Origin of the sequence: Gordonia jinhuaensis (genome assembly GCF_014639795.1) — a bacterium.
GTDB lineage: Bacteria > Actinomycetota > Actinomycetes > Mycobacteriales > Mycobacteriaceae > Gordonia_B > Gordonia_B jinhuaensis.
This window is the reverse complement of sequence record NZ_BMGC01000002.1, coordinates 24,139-47,119: the sequence shown is the minus strand read 5'-3', so window position 1 is coordinate 47,119 and position 22,981 is coordinate 24,139. Positions and strand designations below refer to the sequence as shown.

Below are 22,981 nucleotides of genomic sequence, written 5' to 3'. Positions count from 1 at the left end.
GCGGTGCTCCCCGGACACCACCAGAGACGTCGGATCGTGGGTCGACAACAGCGATGAGATCAGTAGTTGCTCGGTGACCGCAGACAACATACCCACGGTCCGTTTTCGGCAGTGCACGGACAACCTCGACGAGCACGCCTGCTGAACTGCGACCACCCCAACCCCACCGGCGCGATGCTGTGAGACACCGGGACCCCGAGCGCTGGCAGCGTGACGACGATGACGGTGGCGTGTAACGTCAGACCCTTCGCCTCGTAAGCGGAGTCATCCCCGAGGACACGATGAGTCGCACCGACAAGACCAAGCCATTCACTGTGAAGCTGCGCGACGGCGACCTGCACTGGATCGAACGCCACATCCATGACGAGGGGCGCTGCACACTCCCGGCTACTGACGCCCATGACGCGTTCGAGTACGAGCCGGGCCGCTGCTGGCGGGAGTTCGAATACACCGGCACCAAGGTGTGTTGTTGCCCGATGTGCCACGGCGACACGAGACGTGAACGTCGCCGCCAGCGCCCCGACGGAAAGACGTACGCCCGCCGCTGGCGCGACGAATACTGACCCCGAAAAGACGAGACCTCGTCGCCATTCTTCCCAAAGGCGGCGGTGGTCTTTTCGTCTATCCGGCGTCCCCGAACGCTTGTACGAGTGTGCGGAAGCTATAGATCCGGCAGTCAGACCATCCGTGCCTACCTCTTGCCCACAAGAGTGGGCGACACAGCAACAGCGACCGACAGAGCGCAACAGCGAGGTTGGCGAAATCGCATGCCAGCGGAGGAAATACGACGGTGAACAGCACTTTCACGTGGTGCGCGCAAAGGGATTCGAACCCCTGACCGCTGGTGTGTAAGACCAGAGCTCTACCGCTGAGCTATACGCGCGTGGACCCGGTGAGGCGCCGCAGCCGGCGGCGGCACCTCGCAGAAGCCATTCAAGAAGATAGCGCGGCCAGGGCCTTCTCCCAAAGTGACTGGTCACGCGGGTCACTGGAGGGGTGCGCCTCGGAGAAGGTGATGATGCCGTCGCGATCGACGAGGAAGGTCCCCCGCATCGCGTAGCCACGATCGTGATCGAACACACCGTAGCGCTGGGCCACCTCACCGTGCGGCCAGAAATCCGACAGCAGTGGGAAGAGGTACCCCTGCATACCCGACCAGACCTTGTGCGTCGGTGGGGATCCCACCGAAATCGTGAGCAGCTCGGTGTCGTCGTTACTGAACTTGGGCAGATTGTCGCGGATCATCCCGAGCTCGCCTTCGCAATTCCCGGTGAACGCCATCGGGAAGAAAACGAGCAGAACGTTCTTGGTTCCGCGAAAGTCCGAGAGTCGGATCGGACGGTTGTCCTGGTTCATCAGCACGAAATCAGGCGCAGCGGTTCCCGGCTGCAGCGGGCCATCGTCGAGCGTGGGCGACCCCGAACTCATGCACGCTTCCCGGCACGGGTCTTCGGCTGAACGAGCCGCGTCCCCGACCATGCCCCGAGCTTCACATTGGAGGTTTGCGTCAGACCCGCGGTGGGCGCGGATTCGGCGATCTCACTGGGGTCGACGTATCCGGATTCGCCGGTCTTGGGAGTGAACACCCAGAGATATCCTTCGTCGGACAACGGTCCGATCGCATCCATCAGGGCATCCACCAGGTCGCCATCACCGTCACGCCACCAGAGAACCACCACGTCGATGACGTCATCGGAGTCCTCGTCGAGCATTTCGGCATCGATGGCATCTTCGATATCGGCGCGCAGGTCGTCGTCAGTGTCCTCATCCCACCCGATTTCCTGCACCACCATCCCGGTCTTGAAACCGAGTTGCGCAGCGCGATTACCTTCCGCGGCGGTAACCAACGGGGATGACCTCCTGACGATCTGTGTCGAGCCCGAGGTATGTCTCGGGCAGTGATGTGAACAGGCGATACGACACCCAGGTGCCGCAAAGTTGCCTCAAGCGAACAGGTTCGACGGCGATCTTGCAACCCGGATACAGGGAATTGTAATTCAGATGCTCCAGCTCGTCATCGACTCGGGGTTGTCGGAGACGGCTCGGATGTGGACATTTCCGTCCCGGGGCCACCGGCGTCCGCGCCCTCGGCGACCGGCACCGCCGACTGACACGCCACCACGAGGGTGTCGCGGGCGCGGATCCAGGCGTCGATGTCGGCGTTGACCCGGCGCGTGTTCTTCGCGCGAATCGTCGCCGAGACGGTGGTCGAGGCCACGATGAGCTCCTGCCCGCGCTGCACGACGTCAGGGTCCACCGACGATCCGAGAGCCGAACGCATTGCCGCCACACCGTTGTCGAAGGTCGTCGCCGCAGCGATATCGGCGCCACCCAGGCGCGAATACTCTTGGACTGCATTGAGTTTCGCGATGAAGCGGTTGTAAGAGTCCAGAGATGTACGCGCCGACTCGATGGATCGCGCGCAGAAGGCTACGGTCGCCGCCCGCGCCGCATCCAGCGACTCGCTGGCCTGTATCCGTTCACGGTAGGCGCTGACCCCGGCAGCGGGTGCGGCCGAGGATCCCGACACCTCGGTCGCGCACGAGGTCGAGCCCGCGAACGCCACCGCTGCCGCCACCAGCGACATCGCCGCCCGCGACATGCGGCTCTCGCCGCACCCCATGCGCGCCTCCGCCACCCCCACCAGCCCCCACCTCACGGCCGAAAGCATGCACAGATCCACCGAATACGTGTCAACTCGGCGCTCATCGACGTCCCCGCCCTGCTCCGGCTCCGCCGCGCCGACCGGCAGCGGCGGCCGATGCGCGAGCAATCCGCGACGCCCGACCCGGTGCCAAACGTGACCGATTGGTGCACGATGAGAGCAGGGTGAGACGTGGACCGGCACAACCGCCGGCCACAGCCGCGATCGCCGGAGCATCCGTCCGGCTCGCGCACCGACAAGTCCGGCCCTGATCGGGTCAGAACAGGAGTTATCGCAGTGACCGACACCAGGTCATCCACACGTTCGGGGGCCACCACCGCAGACGGTCGCGTCCGCGTGATCCAGGAGGGCGTTGCCGCCTACCTCGCCGATGTCGATCCCGACGAGACCCGGGAGTGGCTGGAGTCCTTCGACGCCCTGGTCGCCGCCGAGGGCCCCGCGCGCGCCCGCTATCTGATGCTGCGCCTGCTCGAGCGTGCCAGCGAGCGACACGTCTCGATCCCGGCACTGACCTCGACCGACTACGTCAACACCATCCCGACCGCGAACGAACCGCTCTTCCCCGGCGACGAGGCCGTCGAACGCCGCTTCCGCGCCTTCATCCGCTGGAACGCCGCGATCATGGTGCACCGCGCGCAACGCCCGGGTGTCGGGGTCGGCGGTCACATCTCCACCTATGCCTCCTCGGCCGCGCTGTACGAGGTCGGGTTCAACCACTTCTTCCGCGGTCACGACCATCCCGGCGGCGGCGATCAGATCTTCATCCAGGGACACGCCTCCCCCGGCATCTACGCCCGCGCCTTCCTCGAGGGTCGCATCGACGCCGACCGACTCGACGGCTTCCGCCAGGAGCAGAGCCACGCCGGCGCCGGCGGCGGCCTGCCGTCCTATCCCCATCCCCGTCTGATGCCCGACTTCTGGCAGTTCCCGACGGTGTCGATGGGCCTGGGCCCGATGAACGCGATCTATCAGGCCCGGTTCAACCACTATCTCCACGACCGCGGCATCAAGGACACCTCCGATCAGCACGTGTGGGCGTTCCTCGGCGACGGCGAGATGGACGAGGCCGAGTCGAGGGGTCTGACCCACGTCGCGGCGATGGAGGGTCTGGACAACCTGACCTTCGTCATCAACGCGAACCTGCAGCGTCTCGACGGCCCGGTGCGCGGTAACGGCAAGATCATCCAGGAGCTCGAGTCGTTCTTCCGGGGTGCCGGCTGGAATGTGATCAAAGTGGTGTGGGGCCGCGAATGGGATGCGCTGCTGCAGGCTGACCAGGACGGTGCTCTGGTCAATCTGATGAACGCCACACCCGACGGCGATTTCCAGACCTACAAAGCCAACGACGGCGCCTATGTGCGCGAACACTTCTTCAATCGCGACCCCCGGACCAAGGAGCTCGTCAAAGACCTCACCGACGAGCAGATCTGGAACCTCAAACGAGGTGGACACGACTACCGCAAGGTCTACGCCGCCTACGCGGCGGCGATGGCGCACAAGGGCCAGCCGACGGTCATCCTGGCCCACACCATCAAGGGCTACACCCTCGGACCGCATTTCGAGGGTCGCAATGCCACCCACCAGATGAAGAAGCTGACCCTGGACGATCTCAAACAGTTCCGCGACCGCGAGCAGATCCCGATCAGCGACGCCCAGCTCGAAGAGGACGTCTACCTGCCGCCGTACTACCACCCCGGGATGGACGCACCGGAGATCCGCTACATGCTCGAGCGGCGCAAGGAACTCGGAGGTTTCCTGCCCGCGCGGCGCACGAAGTCCAAGGTGCTCGACTTCTCCGACGCGGGCGCGCTGAAGGCCACCGCCAAGGGATCGGGCAAACAGCAGGTGGCCACCACCATGGCGCTGGTCCGCATCTTCAAGGAGCTTCTCCGCGACGAGACGATCGGTAAGCGGATCGTGCCGATCATCCCCGACGAGGCACGCACCTTCGGCATGGACTCGTGGTTCCCGTCGCTGAAGATCTACAACCCCAACGGGCAGCTCTACACCTCGGTCGACGCCGATCTGATGCTTGCCTACAAGGAGAGCTCGGTGGGGCAGATCCTCCACGAAGGCATCAACGAGGCCGGCTCCGCGGCGTCGTTCACCGCGGTCGGGACGTCGTATGCCACCCACGACGAGCCGATGATCCCCGTCTACATTTTCTATTCGATGTTCGGGTTCCAGCGCACCGGCGACGGTCTGTGGGCTGCCGCCGACCAGATGGCCAGGGGCTTTCTGGTGGGTGCGACCGCGGGCCGTACCACGCTGACCGGCGAGGGACTCCAGCACGCCGACGGACACTCGCTGCTGCTGGCCTCCACCAACCCCGGTGTGGTGGCCTACGACCCGGCCTTCGCCTACGAGCTGTCCTACATCATCACCGACGGCATCCGGCGGATGTACGGTCCGGCATCTGAGCACGTCTACTACTACCTGACCGTCTACAACGAACCGATCCATCAGCCGGCCGTTCCCGAAAACCTCGACACCGCAGCACTTCTCAAGGGCATGTATCTCTATCGCCGTGCCCCCGAGGGCAAGTCGCTGCATGCGGGCATCCTGGTGTCGGGTGTCACGATGGGCGACGGGCTGCGCGCACAGGATCTGCTCGCCGAGGACTGGGGCGTCGGTGCCGACGTGTATTCGGTGACCTCATGGAACGAGTTGGCCCGCGACGGCATCGCCTACGAACGCGCATGCGTGCGCGAGCCCGAGGCGGTCCACGAGACTCCGTTCGTCACCGAGTCACTGCGTGACGCGGCCGGTCCGTTCGTGGCGGCCAGCGACTTCATGCGCGGGGTACCCGAGCAGATCCGTGCATGGGTGCCCGGCACCTACCTCACGCTCGGCGCCGACGGGTTCGGGTTCTCTGACACCCGCCCGGCGGCCCGTCGCTTCTTCAACATCGATGCAGAGTCGATCGCGGTGGGTGTCCTCGTCGCGTTGGCCCGTGACGGTGCCATCGACATGCACGTCGCCGCGCAGGCCGCCGAGAAGTACCAGATCACCGATGTGCTGGCCGCGCCGGAGCAGACCAGTGACCCCGGCGTCGCCTGATCACTGATCGTTGTCCGATCTGATCTGCCCGAGGTGGCCCGGTCCGTCCGCGACCTGGCCACCTCGGGCATAGATTGGCAGGCGTGCCCGCACCCGACGGCCCCGAACCGACCGACCCGGTCCCGACCCGAGCCGAGTCGGGCGCGTCCGAGCCAACGCCAAGCCACCAGCAACGACTCCATCAGAAGCGGGCAGACGACAATGGCGTCGAACCGCGACGCCGGTCGGCCCCCGACACCTCGCCGACCCTCTCCTCGATCCCGTCGCTGACTCCCGAGGACGTGTTCTCCTCGTCGATCACCACTCGCATCGCCACGCCGCCGACGCTGCACGACGTCCTCCCCGACACCCTGTTGCGCCGGGTCAAGCAGTACAGCGGACGGCTGGCCACCGAGGCCATCCACTCGATGGCCGACCACCTGCCCTACTTCTCCGACCTCGAGGCCGGTCAGCGGGCAAGTGTTCAGCTGGTGGTGCAGACGGCCGTGGTGAACTTCGTGGAGTGGCTGCAGGACCCCGAGGGCAATGTCACCTTCACCGTCCAGGCGTTCCAGGTGGTGCCCCAGGATCTCGCGAGACGGGTCACGCTGCTGCAGACCGTGGAGATGGTCCGGGTCGCGATGGAGTTCTTCGAGCAGTGGCTGCCCCGACTGGCACGTAACGACGAGCAGTTGCGCGCCCTCACCGAGGCCGTTCTGCGCTACGGACGCGAGATCGGATTCGCCGCCGCGACGATCTATGCCACCGCCGCAGAGTCCCGCGGAGCCTGGGACACCCGCCTGGAGGCATTGGTGGTCGACGCGGTGGTCCGCGGCGACAGCGGCCCGGAGTTGCTGTCGCGGGCGGCAGCACTGAACTGGGATTCCGACGCACCGGCCACCGTCATCATCGGCCGCCCACGCCCCGACGAGAACATCTCCGTACCGATCGCCATCCACACCACTGCCCGCGAGTTCGGCCGCTCGGCGTTGTCGGTGGTGCAGGGCAGCCAGCTGGTGGTTCTCGTCAGCGGCCCGGTGGAGCCGCGCTCACCGTTCCTCGAACGTCTCCTCGAACACTTCTCCGACGGGCCCGTGGTGGTGGGCCCCACCCAGGACTCCCTCGAGCGGGCCCACACCTCGGCCGCCGAGGCGATGTCGGCGATGCGCGCCGCGCCGGGATGGCCGCGCGCGCCCCGACCGGTGCACAGCGACGAGTTGCTGCCCGAGCGCGCACTGCTCGGCGACGAGTCCGCGCTGGCGCGACTCACCGCCATGGTGGTCGAACCGCTCGAGCGCGGTGGAGTGGTCCTGACACAGACACTCGACGCCTACCTCGACGCCGGAGGCTCGATCGAGGCCTGTGCACGAGAGCTCTACGTCCATCCCAATACTGTTCGGTATCGACTAAAACGAGTGGCCGACATCACAGGACGTGAGCCAACTCACGCTCGCGACGGCTATGTGCTCAGAGTGGCATCAACGGTCGGAAGACTGTCACAGCAACGTCACAGAAACTAAACAGAATTCACGTCAGTCACACGAGTAACGGCCAAAATGGAGCTTCGCATGAATTGAGGACCAACTTCCTGGGACGTGTAACGAATCTCGAGTCGATGACGATGGGGACACACAGACACACGTATTTGTGGGAACCCTACAAAACATCTCGTCAAGGTTCATCACCCACAACACGCGCAGGAACGTAAAGGAAGGTGTTCCCTAATTCACGTGTTCTCGTTGCTTGCACCCGGACAGGGTTCCCAGACCCCAGGCATGCTGTCTCCCTGGATCGAGGAGACAGGTGCCCGCGATCAGCTTGCGACCTGGTCGAAGACCACAGGTCTGCAGCTGGAGCGACTCGGCACCACGGCGACCGCGGATGAGATCACCGACACGGCGATCACCCAACCGCTCGTGGTCGCGGCGGCCCTGCTCGCCTACGACCAGTTGACCAAGCGCCGCGACATCCCCGCCGACACCATCGTCGCCGGTCACTCGGTGGGCGAACTCGCCGCCGCGGCGATCGCCGGTGTCCTCACCCCCGATCAGGCCGTGGGCCTTGCGGCCGTGCGCGGACGCGAGATGGCACGCGCTTGTGCACTCACACCGACCACGATGGCCGCGGTACTCGGAGGTGACGAGGAGACGGTGCTGGCGAGGCTCGACGAGCTCGGTCTCGTACCCGCCAACCGCAACGCCGCGGGCCAGATCGTGGCTGCCGGTCCGATCGACGCGATCGACGCGCTCATCGCCGACCCGCCAGAACGCGCCCGTACCCGTAAACTGTCCGTGGCCGGGGCCTTCCACACGTCCTACATGGATCCGGCCCAGGATGCCGTGGCATCGGCCGCCGCGGAGATCACCCCTTCCGACCCGACCATGACATTGCTGTCGAATTCCGACGGGAAGCTGGTCAGCTCGGGCACCGATGCCCTCGAGAAGCTGGTCCGACAGGTCACCCGTCCCGTCCGCTGGGATCTGTGCTCCGCGACGATGCGCGATGCCGGGGTTTCAGCCGTCGTGGAACTCCCACCAGCGGGAACCCTCGTGGGCATCGCCAAGCGCGAGCTGAAGGGAACCCCCACCCACGCCCTCAAGTCACCCGACGATCTCGAGGGCGTCACCGATCTTGGATGAAGGTGCCGGCGAGGACGCCGGCACACCGGAGAGCTGACGAAGGTCAGCTGGTCCAGGCAGCCCGCACGACGACGCGATGTCGTCCTGCAGCTGTTCCGACAGGTCCGCAGTCTCATCAGAGATGCGGGCAGCTACACACAAGTGCGATATGAGAGGAGCCACCCCGTGGCCGCCACCCAGGAAGAAATCATTGCCGGTCTCGCCGAGATCATCGAGGAAGTCACCGGCATTGAGCCGTCCGAGGTGACCGTCGACAAGTCGTTCGTCGACGACCTCGACATCGACTCGCTGTCGATGGTCGAGATCGCTGTGCAGACCGAGGACAAGTACGGCGTCAAGATCCCCGACGAGGACCTCGCAGGTCTGCGCACCGTCGGCGATGCCGTGAGCTACATCCAGAAGCTGGAGTCGGAGAACGCCGACGCAGCCGCTGCCATCCGCGAGCGCATCGACGCCGACAAGAGCGAGTAAATCCCTGTGACCACATCACTTCGCGATTTCTCGACACTCGGAGGCAACTTCCCGAGCGTTGTCGTGACCGGCATGGTCGCGGCCACCTCGGTCGGTGAGGACCTCGATTCCACCTGGAAGGGTCTTCTCGCCGGCGAGTCCGGCATCCGGGAACTGACCGACGACTGGGTGACCGATTACGATCTGCCCGTCCGCATCGGCGGCCGGATGATCAAGGACCCCGCCGAGGAGGTCTCCCGCGTCGAGGCCCGACGTATGTCGTATGTGGAACGCGTGGCCTATGTCATGGGTAAGCGGTTGTGGTCGCAGGCCGATGAGCCCGAGGTCGACAAAGAACGGCTCGCCGTGGTGATCGGCACCGGACTCGGCGGCGGCGACGCACTGATCGCCAACAACAACGCGATGCTCGAGACGGGTAACTACCGCAAGGTGTCGCCGCTGGCCGTGCCGATGGCGATGCCCAACGGCCCGGCCGCCGTGATCGGTCTCGAGGTGGGCGCCAAAGCCGGTGTGATCACACCGGTTTCGGCGTGCTCATCGGGTTCGGAGGCCATCGCGCATGCCTGGCGTCAGATCGTCCTCGGAGATGCCGACATGGCCATCACCGGTGGCGTGGAGGGGCACATCGATGCGGTGCCGATCGCGAGCTTCGCGATGATGCGGGCGATGAGCACTCGCAACGACGAGCCGACACGGGCGTCGCGTCCATTCGACGCAGACCGCGACGGCTTCGTATTCGGTGAGGGCGCAGCACTTCTCATCCTCGAACGCGAGGAGCATGCGGTCGCACGCGGCGCTCACATCCACGCCCGCCTCCTCGGTTCGGGCATCACCTCCGATGGATTCCATCTGGTGGCACCCGATCCCAACGGCAGCGGCGCCGCGCGGGCGATGACCAGGGCGATCCAGACCGCCGGCCTGTCCAAGGCCGACATCACCCATGTGAACGCGCATGCGACGTCGACGTCGGTGGGCGACACCGCCGAGGCACTCGCCATCAACGCGGCCGTGGGCAACCACGCCGCGGTGTACGCGCCGAAATCGGCTCTGGGCCATTCGATCGGTGCCGTCGGTGCCCTCGAATCGGTCCTGACGATCAAGTCCATCGAGGACGAGGTCATCCCGCCGACACTCAACCTGGAAAATCAGGATCCCGAGTGCGACATCGAGGTCGTCGCCGGCGAACCTCGGCACGGGCGTATCGATTACGCGATCAACAACTCATTCGGATTCGGTGGGCACAACGTGGCGCTCGCCTTCGGCCGCTACTGACGTATCCACACACCGCACGATCCAGGAGGGTTTCGATGACCACCATCGCCCCAATCATGAACGAGCAGGAGTCCGTGGATCCCCGTGATCCGATCCTGCGACTCACGAACTTCTTCGACGAGGGCACGCTGTCGCCGCTCCACGAGCGCGACCGCTCCGGCGTGCAGACTGCCGTCGGCCTCGTCAACGGCGTTCGGACCGTCGCATTCTGCACGGACGGCACCGTCATGGGTGGGGCGATGGGGTCGCAGGGATGCGCCCACATCGTCAACGCGATCGACATCGCGATCGCCGATCAGGCTCCGGTCGTGGGCATCTGGCATTCCGGCGGCGCTCGGCTGGCCGAAGGCGTCGAGGCATTGCACGCGGTGGGTCAGGTGTTCGAGGCGATGGTCCGCGCATCGGGCTACATCCCGCAGATCTCGGTGGTGGTCGGATTCGCCGCAGGCGGCGCAGCGTACGGTCCGGCACTGACCGACGTCGTGATCATGGCCCCGGAGGGCCGCGTGTTCGTCACCGGCCCCGACGTGGTCAAAAGCGTCACCGGCGAACAGGTCGACATGGAGTCGCTCGGCGGTCCGCACACCCACGGCAAGAAGTCCGGTGTCAGCCACATCACCGCCGACTCCGAACCCGATGCCCTGTGGCGCGCACGGCGGCTGATCGGAACGTTCTCGCAGCAGGGACATTTCAACCGCGCCGATGCCGAGGCGCACGACAGTGACCTGCGCGCGCTTCTCCCCGAGTCGAACCGCCGCGCCTACGACGTCCATCCGATCGTGGAGGCGTTGCTGGACAAGGGTTTCGCCGCCGACGGCGAGACCGAGATCTCCTCCTTCGAGGAGATGCAGGCCAAGTGGGCACCCAACATCGTGACCGGCTTCGGTCGGCTCTCGGGCCGCAGTGTCGGCGTGATCGCCAACAACCCGCTGCGAATGGGCGGCTGCCTCAACTCCGAAAGTGCCGAGAAGGCCGCACGTTTCGTGCGTCTGTGCGATGCCTTCGGGATCCCGCTGGTGGTCATCACCGATGTCCCGGGCTATCTGCCCGGTGTCGGTCAGGAGTGGAATGGCGTGGTGCGCCGCGGCGCCAAACTGCTGCACGCCTTCGCCGAGTGCTCGGTCCCCCGCGTCACGCTGGTGACCCGCAAGATCTACGGTGGCGCCTACATCGCCATGAACGCCCGCTCGCTGGGCGCAACAGCCGTCTTCGCCTGGCCCGGTTCAGAAGTGGCCGTGATGGGCGCCAAGGCAGCGGTGGGCATCCTGCACAAGAAGAAGCTCGCCGCCGCGGCCGACCACGAACGCGATGAACTGCACGAGCGACTCACCGTCGAGCACGAGCAGATCGCCGGTGGCGTGGATCGCGCCGTGGCGATCGGCGTGGTCGACGAGGTCATCGATCCCGCGAGAACACGGAGCAAAATCGCCGAGGCCCTCGGTGCCGCACCCGTACGTCGCGGACGCCACAAGAACATCCCGCTGTGACCGTCTGGGGTGTCCGGTGAAGACCGGACACCCCAGCGTCCTCTGCAGCACACGGTGACTGCAGCACAACCGTGACAACGCAGCAGGCCCGGATCCGAGGATCCGGGCCTGCTGCGTTGTCGTTCGGTGGCGTCTAGACCGCCTCGTACGGCCGCTCGTTCCGCGCCGTTCAGCCCACGCGCTGCTGGAGCCAGGTGACCTCGGCACCCGCACCCCCCATCCGGTAGGCCTCGAGTTCCTCATCCCACGCGGTCCCCATCGCCAGGTCGAGAGCCCGCCGCAAGCTGGTGGTGTCGCCGTGGCGATCGAGCAGGCATCGCAACTGCATCTCACCGAGAACCACATCACCGTTGGCGCTCATCCCCCCGCGCCACAGTCCGAGTCCCGGCACATGACAGAACCGCTCACCGTCGACACCCTCACTGGGGTTCTCGGTGATCTCGAAACGCAGCGCAGACCACTCACGCAGCGCGCCGACGAGCCGCGCACCGGTTCCGACCGGGCCGGCCCAGTCGACGGTGGCACGCTGAAGTCCGGCTTCTGCCTCCTGCGCCGACCACTTGAGATTCGCTCGCGCGTCAAGGGTCGACGACAGCGCCCACTCCACATGCGGGCACAGAGCCGTCGGCGACGAGTGGATGTAGACCACACCCGTCGTGATGTCCGCAAACTGATTCAGATTGCGCACGTGCACCACCTCCGATTTCGACGAGAAACGTCTTCCCCAACGACCCTCGAACGACATCGGACTAGCACATCTGACACCGCCATTGTGCACTATGAGACACGTGTTGCGCCAGTTAATGTTGTTACATTCTGCTATCTACAGTGGCAAATGGTGCTGGACAGGCGGGCCACACCCCGCATCCGCAGCAGTCACGACCGGAGTTCGGCGACCACCGCATCGTTGAACTCCGACCACAGCGGCTTCGCCCACGACCCGAACGCGCGGTCGGTGAGGACGATGCAGGCCGCCCCCAGCTCCGGGTCGACCCACAAGAACGTCCCCGACTGCCCGAAGTGACCGTAGGTGGCCGGCGAGTTGGTCTGTCCGGTCCAGTGCGGATGCTTGTGCGCTCGGATCTCGAATCCGAGCCCCCAGTCGTTCGGGCGGTGCTTGCCGTAGCCGGGGACGAAACCGTCGAGACCGGGAAAGGCGACCGTCACCGATTCCCGATGCAGTCCCCCGCTGAGCAGCTGCGGTGTGAGCAATTCGCCGGCGAACCGCGACAGGTCGGCCACACTCGAGCGCGCGCCGTGCCCGGCAGGGCCGACCAGCGCGGTCGACATCATGCCCAACGGCGCGCACACCGCCTCGGCGAGATAGTCGGCGAAGGCGATGTCGGTCCACTCGGTGACATGCGCGGCGAGCAGTTCGAAACCGAAGCTGGAGTAGATGCGCTTGGTGGCCACCGGCGCCTCGACGGTGTCGGAATCGAATGCCAGCCCCGAGGCGTGCGCGAGCAGGTGCCGCACGGTCGACCCCGGTGGACCCACCGGGTCGTCGAGGCTGATCGCCTCTTCCTCACAGGCGATCAGCACAGCCTGCGCGACAAGAGTTTTCGTGACCGACGCCAGCTCGAAGACCCGGTCGGTGTCGCCGTGAGCGGCGACCTCGCCGGAGGGCCGCACCACCGCCGCGGCAACATTGTCGACCGGCCACTGTGTCAGCGATTCCAGGGCACGCATGACTTCATCGCATCACATCGACGCCCGCTGCGTGATCGGTGGCCCGTACGCATGTGCGGGTGCCGGGTCAGCGATCCGCCGACGCCAGTCCCTCGTCACGACCGCCGAAGCGCTCACGCAACGTCGGTTTGACGACTTTGCCGCTGGGGTTGCGCGGCAGCTCGTCGACGACAACCAGCCGTTTGGGATGCTTGTACCGCGCGAGATGATCGTCGAGGAATGCGCTGAGTTCCTCGACGCCGAGATGTGATCCCTCACTGAGCACCACGACCGCGACCGGCACCTCTCCCCACCGGGGGTCACTGTTGGCGATGACGGCGGCTTCGACGATCTCCGGATGCGCGTAGAGCGCATTCTCCACTTCCGCGCAGTAGATGTTCTCTCCCCCGGAGATGATCATGTCCTTCTTGCGGTCCACCACGTAGATGAAGCCCTCATCGTCCATTCGAACGAGATCGCCGGAATGAAACCATCCGCCGCGGAACGCATCCGAGGTCGCGGTGGGATTGTGCCAGTAGCCGGAGGTGACATTCGCGCCGCGATAGACGATCTCGCCCACCTCGCCCACCGGCACGTCGTTCATGTCGTCGTCGACGATCCGGGCCGCGACGCCGGGCACCACCTTGCCCACCGACCCGATCTTGCGCATCGCATCGTCGCCGTGCATCACGCAGGTCAGTGGCGCGGTCTCGGTCTGTCCGAACGCCGCGACGTTGAGCGCGTCGGGGAATGTCTCGTTCATCTCGGCCAGCAGGGTCTGCGACGCCGGCGCTGCACCCCAGGAGATCACCTTCAGCGACAGGTCCCGCGGGCGCGCACGCTGCGCCGCGCACACCACCTGCCACTGCGCAGGGACGAGAAAGATCGAGGTGACCCCCTCGCGTTCGAGCATGTCGAGCAGGTTGTCGGGATCGAATGCCCCCAGCGGGTTGATCACCATCGTCGACCCCATGTAGATCGATGCTGTGGCCGAGCCGATCGCCGCGATGTGGAACAGCGGGGCCGCAAGGACCGAGATCGACTCGACGTCCGTCTGCAACGACACGACGGTGGTCATCGCCTGCGCCTGCATATTCGCGTGAGACAGCATCGCGCCCTTGGGCTTTCCGGTTGTGCCCGAGGTGTACATGATCAGCGCCAGAGCGTCGTCGGCGACATCGACCCTCGGTGCCGGCCCGTCCTCGGCGATCAGGTCTTCGTAGGCTTCGGCGCGCACGGGCGCGGGCGCCAGCCCGTCGGCACCGCCGGTGACGACCGCGAGTTCGATCGCCTCCACCTGCTGGGCGACCGCGTACGCCAGCGGTGCGAGCGCCTCGTCGGCCACCACCACACCGGCGCCACTGTCACTCGCCACGTAGGCGACTTCCGGGACCGCCATCCGGATGTTGACCGGCACCGCGACGGCGCCGAGCGCATTCACCGCAAACACCGTCTCGAGAACTTCGGGCCGGTTGAGCATGAGGATCAACACGCGGTCGCCCGCGCCGACGCCGCGACGGCTCAACGCCGCGCCGAGCGCGTCGACTCGGTGTGACAGCTGGGCCCAGGTAATCGACTCTCCGGCGAAACGCAACGCGGTCTGGTCGCCGATCATCATCGCGTGGCGGCGGATCTGGTTGTTCCAGTGCCGCCGCCCGTACCGGGCCGCCTCGGCAGCCGGATCGGCGGCGTCGCGACCGGTACTGCGGTCGGCACTGACAGGCGAATCGATCGGTGCTGCAGTCACAGTGACGGTCCTCTCACTTGGTACCCATACGCTAGTGGGTGTGTGAGGCTTAGATCACATATTTCGTCAGACGACCGCGAAGTCGTCGATACGCCAATGGCCGTCCTGGCGGACCAGCGTGATGCGCACCCGGGATTGATACGGCACGCCTGCGGGGACGTCGGCGGTGAGCTGCGGAGAGGTCACCGTCTGGTCGAGGGTCGCGAGCACCACCGCTCGGGTCGGCGAGATCGACTCGATGCCTGCTTCCTTGGACTCCGCGTGCGACGACCCCGACACCGCGGCGTTGCCCTCCCGTGCCTGCGCCGAGGCGCGGATGTAGGTGTCGGCGAAGGCCGGTGTGGAGATCTGCCTGATCCGCGCGTCGAGCCGGTCGTAGCCGGCGGCGTCATACGTGAGCAGCTCGGCCGCATAGCGACGCGCGGTGTCCATCGCATCCGCGGCGAAGGCCGGCGAGGTCACCGAGTGCCGCGCCGACGAGCGGGCGTCGTAATACTTCGTCGCATAGGTGACGGCCACCGCGGTGGGCGCCGCGATCGCGACAGCGACAACCACCACGAGGATCCATCGACGAGCCGGCCGGCTCACGGGACGCCGAGACCTCGCGACGGGCACACCGGATGCACCGCCAGCGGTGTCGCCGGGCGCGTCGCCGGCAGCGGAGTCGCCGGCAGTGGTCGCGGCGTCCTCAGAGATGCTCATCGGGGCCAACGTAGCGCCTCTCGGGTGGCCGTCCACTGTGATTGGCCGAGTTGCGGCGTCGTGTTCGCCAGACCCCGTGACGGCGGCGTCGGACTCAGCGAGCCTGTTCGTCGGGCCCGAGGACCACGGTCTTCTCGTCAATCGCGACGAGAGTGGTGAGCGGCGGTTGGGTGCTCAACTGCTCCGACAGCTTCTGCCTGCCCACACCCACGGCCTTCTTGGTCGCCGGCGAGTCGGCGACGGCGCGGTAGGCGCGGTTGATCTGTTCGTAGCGTCGGCGCCCGGCCTTGGCGCCCAGGACATATCCGATTCCGATAGCGGCAACCGTACGCAGCATGTGAACACAGCCTCCAGAGGTTATGCAGCCGACTCGATGGTGTGGGTGCGGCTCGATCGTGTAGACGGGCGGCTCGGCGATCGTGGACTCACTCGGTGATCCCCACAGATCCGACCGCACGGTGACACCCATCCTGCCCGATCGGCACGCTGCGGTGGAGAGCCGATCGATGCCACCTCTCTGACCAGCCGATTTGCAGTGTCCCGGGGTGGGTAAGATACAGTTCTCCAGCGGTTGCCGATGGATCACCACCGACACCGTGAGCACAATCCCCCATAGCTCAATTGGCAGAGCATTCGACTGTTAATCGAACGGTTACTGGTTCGAGTCCAGTTGGGGGAGCAAGGAAAACCCGCTGGTCACAGCGGGTTTTCTGCTTTCATGGGTCCGTCGCAACGAGTGCCCGTGGGCCCTGCGTGGGCCATTGAATGCGCCTTTGTTGGCAGACCATTGACACGGCATGGCAGATGTGGATAATGGGGCGCATACGGACCCCACCGGTCGCCTGCGAGGGCGGTCGAGCGCGTTCAGGCGGACAGCCTGTGGAGCATCAGCGGACCTGGTGCGAGCGGGGGGATAACGACAGGGCCGCCGCATCGTGCGAGGCCCGCCGCAGAACTGATGCAATAGATCCGTGCGGAACACCAAGATCCTTTGGGAGTTCCGTCATGTCCACGACTGCCAGTCCCGTCGGCCTCGCCGACGACCTGCAGGCCTTCACCGTCCCCGAGGTGGCCGCCCGGCTGCGGATCAGCGAGCGCCAGGTGTGGCGCCTGATCGCCGCGGGCCGGCTGACAACGCTGTTCAAGCGGGAGCGCGGGGTGCCGGTGCGCGTTCCGAGCCCGTCGCTGCGGGCCCTGCTGGAGAACGGCCACACCGATGGCGTCGCCAGCTGATCCGCCTCGGTGCACAGGCCCCCGGCAGCACTGCTGCCGGGGGCTCGTTCGTTCTGCGGCGCGGGCAGCGGGACCCGGCCGCGCCGGGTTGGCTGGGGTCCGGCGGCCGGTGGGCCCGGCTGCCCCGGCGCGGCCGGGTACCGGCGCCGGGTACGAAATGAGGCAGCGGCACAATCTGTACCCGTGGGCCCGTACCCGACCGAGCCGGAGGGCGCAGGAAGCCATCGTCGGCGGTGGCGGTCCGGCAGCGGACGGTGAGGATGCCGCGGTGGGCAGCAGGCCCGGTCGGTCGCGCGCCGTCCTCCGGCCCGGCGGCGACCGCCCCGGTTCCCGTGGGAAGCACCCGCCTTCCTGCAGTGTCCTACTACTTGTCCTGAGCCGCTGAGTTCAGCAGCTCGCCCGGCGGCGATAGGACGGGTGTGAGGTGCAGGCTGCGGTGGGGAGCTTGGACGGGAGGCTGCTGGTGGGCTCGGCTGCCATGTCGGCGGTGGACCGGCGCGGGAGCATCCCTCGGAGTGCACCTCTCTCCTGCGTCTCGTGCTGCGGGTTGAGCAGCCATCGCACTGATTCGCGGGACGGTCAGGGAAGGGCAGCATCCGCTGGGAGCACCCGATCGGCAGCAGGGCCCCGGAGCAGGGCCTGGTCCAGTGGTCCAATGGGTGGTCCAGTCATTTTGCCCATTGGACCACCCATTGGACCACCCATAACGCCAGGTCAGACTATATTTTCTTCTTCACTGGTCCAATGGTCCAATCACATCGCACTTTTAATACATGTGCGCGCTCGTGCGCGCATGCGCGCGCTTTGGAGTTTGGGCCTCATCGATTGGACCATTGGACCACGCCCGTCGAAAACATGCTTCTACCTGCGCATACAGCTGGTCCAATGGGTGGTCCAACGCCGTTTTCGACTGGACCAGCGGGAGCGGCACTGGACCAGCAGGGGCGTCGAGGGCGGCCCGATCGTCGCCTTCTCCTCGTCGGGCCGAGGGCTGCTGGGTCGGTCCAGCACCGGCGTCGCGACGCTGGATCTATCAGGCCTCGTCGTCCCGGGACCGGTCGATCCTCGACCAGGCGGGCGTGGCCCGCTGGTCGAAGTATTCGACGTACTGCTCGTAGTGCGTCGGGTCGCTGTCGTGCTCGCTGGGGTGGATCAGCGGCATCCTCGCGCAGAGCCACTGCCAGACGACATGCGCCGGCATGCGCTGCCGGCCGGTGCTGCCGGGTTCGTCGATGTCGCCGCCGGTGAAGGCGACCGACTCGTGCGGATCGTCGGAGCGAGGCATCAGCAGCGTGGCTGGTGATACGCCGAGGCCTTGCGCGAGCGCGATCAGGTCGTCGACGTCGCAGCGGCGCCGGAGGTTCTCTATCTCTCCGATCGTCTGCTGGGCGAGGGCCCTGCCGTTGGCATTGACCTTCGCGGCCAGTTCCGCGGCCGTCATCCCCTGGGAGGCTCGGTGGAAGGCTACGTTGAGCGCAACCGTGCGGCCGCTCTCGCCGATCTCGACTTTCTTGGCAGGCATCGCTAAATCGTACGGTCTTGCACTGACTTCCTGTCTGCCCGACGTTGCCAACGTGTCGACGCTCGCTCGGCTGGGTCCGTGCTACCTTGGAAGCACGGATTAATCGGATTAATCCATATCCACCGACTAGGGAGGCAGCGATGGCCACAACGCCAGCGGACGTGATCGTCAGCGAACCGGTTCGAGCGGTGACGAGCGCACTGCCCGACGACATGGGCCTCAGCGAAAAGGTTCGCACGGAGACCGGCTTCGGGATCAAGAGGTGGCAGAAGCTGCTGCGGAACGCGGAGATCCCGTCGATCTGGATCGGCAAGCACCGCTACGTCCGGCGCTCGGACGTGCAGGCCTACATCACTAAGCAGTTCGATCTGCAGGCCACGTCGGCCTGACCATACAAGAAAAGCACCCCCGCTACTGGGCCTGCTGGTAACAGGTCCGCGAGGGTGCCTCTGATCGCCTGGAAGGAGCGATTAATGGGTACAACTACGCATACTACTGCATCCGCCTCCGATGGCGCGAGCGGCGCGCGGGACATGCGGGCGATGACTGAGGACGAGGTCATCGCCGCGGCCACCAAGAAGTTCCTGCGCGGGACGGACCGCCCGGAGGCGCTCCGAGGGAGCCCGCAGCGGGCCAAGGCCGAGCTGCTGAAGGCGACGAACCTCGCTCTCGCGGCGTGGTGCAAGGCCCGCGAGCAGGAACCGCGCGGGATCAGGGAGCTGTATCCGCGACAGGCGGCCGAGCTGCTCCTGGCGTACAACCGGGTCGTTCTGATCCCGACCGACGACGGCGAGAACCGAGACAGCGCGATGCTCGCGGTCTACGACGCCGACGAGGGCTGCCACGTGGAGGCGTTCGGCTCCTCCAACCGGTTGACGGGCTGGATGCGCGAGGTCTTCTATACCGCCAAGGGCTCGTACCTCGACGAGTGCCTGCGGGCGATCCGCGACCTCGCGCCGCTGCGGCGCCAGTGCGAGGACTCAGATCTGGTGTTCTTCGAGGACTGCGTCTACCACGTGTCCACCGGGGAGCGCGAGCCGCACTCGCCCGATCGGGTGGTGCTGTCCAAGGTGCGCACGCGGATGCCTCTCACCGAGCCTCCGCTGCCGGTCATCACCAGGGCTGACGGCACCTCGTGGGACCCGTGGAGCTGGCTGGTGGAAACAATGGGCTCAGAGCAGGGTGCTCGCACGATCTTGGAGCTGGTGAACTGGGCGATGCGCCCCCGCTCGTTCCGCGACGACAAGGTCGTCATGCTGTACGCAGAGGACGGGTCCAACGGCAAGGGCACTGTCCTTGAGATGTTGAGGTGCATCTTGGGCGGGTCGACGGGACGTCGGTGCGTCTCGATCCCGCTGGAGGCGTTCGGCGGGGCCACCGACAGCTTCATGCTGACCCAGCTCATCGGCGCGGTCGCCAACCTGTCCGACGAGTCGAACCCGGACGGGTTCATGGCGTCGTCAGGACTGCTCAAGGCGATCTCGTCGCACGACTCGATCCAGGTCAACCGCAAGCACAAGGATCCGGTTTCGGTCAAGCTGTACGTGCCGATGATCTTCAGCGTCAACAGGCTTCCGAAGATCAAGGACAAGACCGGAGCGGTCGACCGGCGGCTGTTCATCGTCAAGTTCAACAAGCGGTTCATGGACAAGGGCACCGAGATCGCCAAGGACCCGGCCATCAAGGCGGACTACGTCAAGCGCGACGGCGTGCGCGAGTGGCTCGTGTGGCAGGCCATGCAGCTGGGCGCCATCGACTCGCTGACGGAGACTGCCGAGGTGAGCGCGGCGCTGGACTCCTACCGCGAGAACAACGACAGCGTGGTCGCGTTCTGGGCCGAGTTCGGCGAGGTCTTCGCCGGGAGCGGACTCGATTCGCTGCCCCTGGACATGCTCCACGACGCGTACGTCGGCTGGATGCGGGGCACCCGCAAGGGTTCTGTCCCCGTCGAGAAGCGCGCGTTTCTGGACCGGCTGGTGCCGGAGGCGACCGGCAGCGGGCTCTGGCGCGACGAGCGGGACGGCAACGACAACCGCAAGAAGCCGCGCTTGACCGGCTGGATCGGCAGCGATGGGGCCAAGTTCGTCATCGAGCACTTCGGCGAGTTCGGCAAGGTGCGGCTCGTTCCTCGCGACGGCAACTCGAAGTCTGACTTCGAGGAGGAGCTGACCGGGTACGGCCAGCTGGCCCGCTGGACCCGCATGGTGAACACGCCGTCGGGCACGATCGCCAGGGCTCAGAGTCTGCCAAGCCGGTGCCCGGCGCTGACCCGCGTCACCGCGACCAAGTACGGCTTCGGTGAGTTCTACGCCGCTGCGTCAGCGGTGGCGGCGTCCGACCGCGCCGTGGAACAGGCCATCGCCGACGCCGAGCAGCAGCAGGCCCCGGCCACCGGCTCTGGCCGCCGTCCGGCCCACGAGACCGATGAGAGGGTCGCGGCAATCCTCGACAAATGGACCCGCGATCTGGCACGCGCCCCTGAGATCGAGGGCGGTGATGCCGCATGATCACCGTCTACAGCAAGCCCTCGTGCGTGCAGTGCACCGCGACTTACAAGGCTCTCGACAAGCACGGCCTCGACTACGAGGTGGTGGACATCAGCCAGGACCCCGAGGCCCGCGACTACGTGATGGCCCTGGGCTACCTGCAGGCGCCGGTCGTGGTGGTCGGCGACGATCACTGGTCCGGGTTCCGTCCCGGACGTATCGAGGATCTAGCGAAGGAGATGGTCGCATGACCAAGCCGAACAGGTCCGAGGAGCACAAGCGCGGGTACTACGCCGTGGTGCTGGTGGCCGGGGTGGCCCTGTCGGTGGCGGGCAACGCCCTGCACGCCCACTCGGTCACCGGCGGGTCCGTGCTGGCGTCGGTCGGCGCGGCGGTGTTCCCGCTGCTGCTGCTGATGATGACCGAGCTGACGGTGCTGACCGCCAAGCGGTTCGGCGGGTGGGTGCGGGCCGTGACCGCCGGGCTGGCCGCGGTGGTGGCCGTGATCTCGTTCGCGATCAGCTACGAGGCGCTGGCCTATGCCGCACGAGAGCTGTTCGGCATCGAGCGGCACCTGGCGTGGCTGGCGCCGCTGACGGTGGACCTGCCCATCATCGGGGCGACGCTGGCGCTGTGGGCGGCCAGCGACCTGATCCGGCGCGATCAGGCCGTGGTGGCCAACGAGCCGGCAGCGCCGGTGGCGGATGATCGGCCGATGCCGGTCGTCCCACCGGTCACCACCACCGTGGCGGATCGCCCATCACCGGCGATGACCGTCGTGGGCGATTCGGCCGCTCCGACCAGCCACTCGACCACCACCGGCGCAGAGGCGGCTGCCGTGGGCGATTCGGTGGGTGATCCCGTGGGCGACTCGGCCGACTCCGTGGTTGGTTCCGTGGGTGATTCCGGGGAACCACCGCAGGTCAGCGGGGGGGTGGCCGAGTCCACCGGCGAGTCGACCATCCACCACCAGCAGCCGGTGGCGAAGGCTCCGGCGGCCGTCGACGAGACCGCCGCAACCAACCAGTCGCCCACCGCGCCCACCGCCGCAATCACCCACCCGGTGGCCGAGTCGCCCACGATGGCGGCTGGGCCCGCCGCAGTGGCGGATCAGCCGCTGGAGTCGGCCGCTCCGGTGGACGAGTCGACCATCGAGCTGGCCAGGGCGGTCCACGCCGCCACGGGGACCATCAAGCCGGTGGAGGTGGTGGCGGAGGTCCTGCGGCTGACCGCTGCGGGCGAGAGCCAGCGGGCCGTCGCGGACGCGGTCGGCGTGGACCGGACGTTGGTGCGGAAGTGGAGGGCGTCCGGCGAGGAGCTGGCGGACGCAACCAGGCAGCCGCACGGCCGCCACTCGCATACGCTGGTGGAGTCAGTGCTCTGATGTGAGCAGATGGCTGCAGGCAGGCCCCGATCCCACCACGGGATCGGGGCCTGCTGCATTTGTCGGCGGCATTTATCCAGTGGGGTCGTCGGTCATTGTTTCGATGTCGATGTGCATTTCTCAGCGACATTCTTTCCGGGCGCTCGGGCATTTATTCATAACCATTTTCCTGCGTCCTGCGGTGCAATTCTTCCGTCTCTTTTCCGTGGATTTATCCCCGCCGATCGCCGGGCCGTCGACCAGGGGTTCCTTCCGGGGGCTGACGGCGCCGGTGACGGCTCCGGGCGGCGACCGCGCAGTTGCAGCGGCCACGAGGGGCTCCGCGGCCCGCAGCGGCCCGCTCAGCGGCCTGCAGCGATCCTCGGCCGCGATGGACGTGCGAGAGGAAGCAGGGCGGCCCTGGCCCGTGCCGGCCGGGCAACGACCTGATGGGCACCGGCATCCGCTGCCCATCCCCTTGCGCGTCCCGAGCCTCTCGGGCGATGTGACGACGCGCCCGCCACCGGATCGGCGGCCACAGCCGCGGGATCGCACCGGTCACTGATGGTGCCCGCAGAGGCCCCCGCACCGGCCGTCGAGGCCGTCAGGGGCCGATATTTGGCACCCTGACACCTGCGTCACGGCCAGAAGGCACCCAGCCAGTGAAAATGGCCTCTGACCAGGGGT

The 22,981-nt window shown here is 66.6% G+C and carries 21 protein-coding genes and 2 tRNA genes; 13 read left to right on the top strand and 10 right to left on the bottom strand.

Annotated elements, in window-relative coordinates; genetic code table 11:
* Positions 1-281 precede the first annotated feature (281 nt).
* Entirely contained in the window at positions 282-563 is a 282-nt protein-coding gene (locus IEW22_RS01565; RefSeq protein WP_188584839.1) for a hypothetical protein, read from the top strand.
* Positions 564-808: 245 nt separating this feature from the next.
* On the opposite strand, the gene IEW22_RS01560 is transcribed toward IEW22_RS01565, so the two are convergent.
* The 4 genes from IEW22_RS01560 to IEW22_RS01545 form a co-directional block, all read right to left on the bottom strand.
* Positions 809-883: transfer RNA gene (locus tag IEW22_RS01560), tRNA-Val, on the bottom strand.
* 50 nt (positions 884-933) lie between these two features.
* Entirely contained in the window at positions 934-1,428 is a 495-nt protein-coding gene (locus IEW22_RS01555) for a peroxiredoxin (protein WP_188584838.1), read from the bottom strand.
* The gene (locus IEW22_RS01550; protein WP_188584837.1) at positions 1,425-1,847 is read right to left on the bottom strand and encodes a DUF3052 domain-containing protein; all 423 of its coding nucleotides are present in this window, start codon (positions 1,845-1,847) and stop codon (positions 1,425-1,427) included. The genes IEW22_RS01555 and IEW22_RS01550 overlap by 4 nt, the downstream gene beginning before the upstream one ends.
* Positions 1,848-2,014: 167 nt before the next feature.
* Positions 2,015-2,671, bottom strand: a complete 657-nt coding sequence (locus IEW22_RS01545) for a hypothetical protein (protein WP_188584836.1) — start codon at positions 2,669-2,671, stop codon at positions 2,015-2,017.
* Between the two features lie 264 nt (positions 2,672-2,935).
* Between IEW22_RS01545 and aceE the strand changes: the two genes are divergently transcribed.
* The 6 genes from aceE (at position 2,936) to IEW22_RS01515 (ending at position 11,573) form a co-directional block, all read left to right on the top strand.
* On the top strand, positions 2,936-5,725 hold the full coding sequence (gene aceE / locus IEW22_RS01540; protein WP_229742110.1) for a pyruvate dehydrogenase (acetyl-transferring), homodimeric type: 2,790 nt from the start codon (positions 2,936-2,938) through the stop codon (positions 5,723-5,725).
* A gap of 257 nt (positions 5,726-5,982) precedes the next feature.
* Positions 5,983-7,224 (top strand): PucR family transcriptional regulator, encoded by a 1,242-nt coding sequence (locus tag IEW22_RS01535; protein WP_373284120.1) that lies wholly within the window; start codon positions 5,983-5,985, stop codon positions 7,222-7,224.
* A 210-nt stretch (positions 7,225-7,434) separates the two neighbouring features.
* Positions 7,435-8,343: an ACP S-malonyltransferase gene (locus tag IEW22_RS01530; protein ID WP_188584834.1), complete on the top strand. Its 909-nt coding sequence runs from the start codon at positions 7,435-7,437 to the stop codon at positions 8,341-8,343.
* A 165-nt stretch (positions 8,344-8,508) separates the two neighbouring features.
* Positions 8,509-8,814: a meromycolate extension acyl carrier protein AcpM gene (gene acpM / locus IEW22_RS01525; RefSeq protein ID WP_188584833.1), complete on the top strand. Its 306-nt coding sequence runs from the start codon at positions 8,509-8,511 to the stop codon at positions 8,812-8,814.
* 6 nt (positions 8,815-8,820) lie between these two features.
* Complete coding sequence (locus IEW22_RS01520) at positions 8,821-10,086, top strand: KasA/KasB family beta-ketoacyl-ACP synthase (RefSeq protein ID WP_188584832.1); 1,266 nt, start codon at positions 8,821-8,823, stop codon at positions 10,084-10,086.
* Between the two features lie 35 nt (positions 10,087-10,121).
* A complete protein-coding gene (locus tag IEW22_RS01515) occupies positions 10,122-11,573 on the top strand; it encodes an acyl-CoA carboxylase subunit beta (protein ID WP_188584831.1) in 1,452 nt (483 codons plus the stop codon).
* Between the two features lie 169 nt (positions 11,574-11,742).
* On the opposite strand, the gene IEW22_RS01510 is transcribed toward IEW22_RS01515, so the two are convergent.
* From IEW22_RS01510 to IEW22_RS01490, 5 genes are all read right to left on the bottom strand, one after another.
* The gene (locus IEW22_RS01510) at positions 11,743-12,261 is read right to left on the bottom strand and encodes a DUF3145 domain-containing protein (protein ID WP_188584830.1); all 519 of its coding nucleotides are present in this window, start codon (positions 12,259-12,261) and stop codon (positions 11,743-11,745) included.
* 188 nt (positions 12,262-12,449) lie between these two features.
* Positions 12,450-13,262, bottom strand: a complete 813-nt coding sequence (locus IEW22_RS01505; protein ID WP_188584829.1) for a serine hydrolase domain-containing protein — start codon at positions 13,260-13,262, stop codon at positions 12,450-12,452.
* A gap of 67 nt (positions 13,263-13,329) precedes the next feature.
* The gene (gene fadD5, locus IEW22_RS01500) at positions 13,330-14,973 is read right to left on the bottom strand and encodes a fatty-acid--CoA ligase FadD5 (RefSeq protein ID WP_188585010.1); all 1,644 of its coding nucleotides are present in this window, start codon (positions 14,971-14,973) and stop codon (positions 13,330-13,332) included.
* 81 nt (positions 14,974-15,054) lie between these two features.
* Positions 15,055-15,690, bottom strand: a complete 636-nt coding sequence (locus tag IEW22_RS01495) for a hypothetical protein (RefSeq protein ID WP_188584828.1) — start codon at positions 15,688-15,690, stop codon at positions 15,055-15,057.
* 94 nt (positions 15,691-15,784) lie between these two features.
* Positions 15,785-16,027 carry a hypothetical protein gene (locus IEW22_RS01490; RefSeq protein ID WP_188584827.1) on the bottom strand — a complete coding sequence of 81 codons (243 nt, stop codon included), beginning with the start codon at positions 16,025-16,027 and terminating at the stop codon, positions 15,785-15,787.
* Positions 16,028-16,296: 269 nt separating this feature from the next.
* Here IEW22_RS01490 and IEW22_RS01485 point away from each other — a divergent pair.
* Both IEW22_RS01485 and IEW22_RS01480 read left to right on the top strand, forming a co-directional pair.
* Positions 16,297-16,369, top strand: a tRNA-Asn gene (locus tag IEW22_RS01485).
* A gap of 326 nt (positions 16,370-16,695) precedes the next feature.
* The gene (locus IEW22_RS01480; RefSeq protein ID WP_188584826.1) at positions 16,696-16,923 is read left to right on the top strand and encodes a helix-turn-helix domain-containing protein; all 228 of its coding nucleotides are present in this window, start codon (positions 16,696-16,698) and stop codon (positions 16,921-16,923) included.
* Positions 16,924-17,956: 1,033 nt separating this feature from the next.
* On the opposite strand, the gene IEW22_RS01475 is transcribed toward IEW22_RS01480, so the two are convergent.
* Positions 17,957-18,445 (bottom strand): helix-turn-helix domain-containing protein, encoded by a 489-nt coding sequence (locus IEW22_RS01475; RefSeq protein WP_188584825.1) that lies wholly within the window; start codon positions 18,443-18,445, stop codon positions 17,957-17,959.
* Positions 18,446-18,585: 140 nt separating this feature from the next.
* On the opposite strand from IEW22_RS01475, the gene IEW22_RS01470 reads away from it, so the two are divergent.
* The 4 genes from IEW22_RS01470 (at position 18,586) to IEW22_RS01455 (ending at position 22,315) form a co-directional block, all read left to right on the top strand.
* The gene (locus IEW22_RS01470) at positions 18,586-18,834 is read left to right on the top strand and encodes a helix-turn-helix domain-containing protein (RefSeq protein ID WP_188584824.1); all 249 of its coding nucleotides are present in this window, start codon (positions 18,586-18,588) and stop codon (positions 18,832-18,834) included.
* A 153-nt stretch (positions 18,835-18,987) separates the two neighbouring features.
* The gene (locus tag IEW22_RS01465; protein ID WP_188584823.1) at positions 18,988-20,952 is read left to right on the top strand and encodes a phage/plasmid primase, P4 family; all 1,965 of its coding nucleotides are present in this window, start codon (positions 18,988-18,990) and stop codon (positions 20,950-20,952) included.
* Entirely contained in the window at positions 20,949-21,182 is a 234-nt protein-coding gene (nrdH, locus tag IEW22_RS01460) for a glutaredoxin-like protein NrdH (RefSeq protein WP_188584822.1), read from the top strand. Before IEW22_RS01465 ends, nrdH begins: the two co-directional genes overlap by 4 nt.
* On the top strand, positions 21,179-22,315 hold the full coding sequence (locus tag IEW22_RS01455; RefSeq protein ID WP_188584821.1) for a helix-turn-helix domain-containing protein: 1,137 nt from the start codon (positions 21,179-21,181) through the stop codon (positions 22,313-22,315). The genes nrdH and IEW22_RS01455 overlap by 4 nt, the downstream gene beginning before the upstream one ends.
* The last annotated feature ends 666 nt before the right edge of the window (positions 22,316-22,981 follow it).

Coding starts and splice junctions, on each gene's coding strand:
- IEW22_RS01565 (WP_188584839.1), top strand. CDS start 282: ATGAGTCGCACCGACAAGACCAAGCCATTCACTGTGAAGCTGCGCGAC.
- IEW22_RS01555 (WP_188584838.1), bottom strand. CDS start 1,428: ATGAGTTCGGGGTCGCCCACGCTCGACGATGGCCCGCTGCAGCCGGGA.
- IEW22_RS01545 (WP_188584836.1), bottom strand. CDS start 2,671: ATGCTTTCGGCCGTGAGGTGGGGGCTGGTGGGGGTGGCGGAGGCGCGC.
- IEW22_RS01515 (WP_188584831.1), top strand. CDS start 10,122: ATGACCACCATCGCCCCAATCATGAACGAGCAGGAGTCCGTGGATCCC.
- IEW22_RS01505 (WP_188584829.1), bottom strand. CDS start 13,262: ATGCGTGCCCTGGAATCGCTGACACAGTGGCCGGTCGACAATGTTGCC.
- IEW22_RS01495 (WP_188584828.1), bottom strand. CDS start 15,690: ATGAGCATCTCTGAGGACGCCGCGACCACTGCCGGCGACTCCGCTGCC.
- IEW22_RS01490 (WP_188584827.1), bottom strand. CDS start 16,027: ATGCTGCGTACGGTTGCCGCTATCGGAATCGGATATGTCCTGGGCGCC.
- IEW22_RS01480 (WP_188584826.1), top strand. CDS start 16,696: ATGTCCACGACTGCCAGTCCCGTCGGCCTCGCCGACGACCTGCAGGCC.
- IEW22_RS01475 (WP_188584825.1), bottom strand. CDS start 18,445: ATGCCTGCCAAGAAAGTCGAGATCGGCGAGAGCGGCCGCACGGTTGCG.
- IEW22_RS01470 (WP_188584824.1), top strand. CDS start 18,586: ATGGCCACAACGCCAGCGGACGTGATCGTCAGCGAACCGGTTCGAGCG.
- IEW22_RS01465 (WP_188584823.1), top strand. CDS start 18,988: ATGACTGAGGACGAGGTCATCGCCGCGGCCACCAAGAAGTTCCTGCGC.
- nrdH (WP_188584822.1), top strand. CDS start 20,949: ATGATCACCGTCTACAGCAAGCCCTCGTGCGTGCAGTGCACCGCGACT.
- IEW22_RS01455 (WP_188584821.1), top strand. CDS start 21,179: ATGACCAAGCCGAACAGGTCCGAGGAGCACAAGCGCGGGTACTACGCC.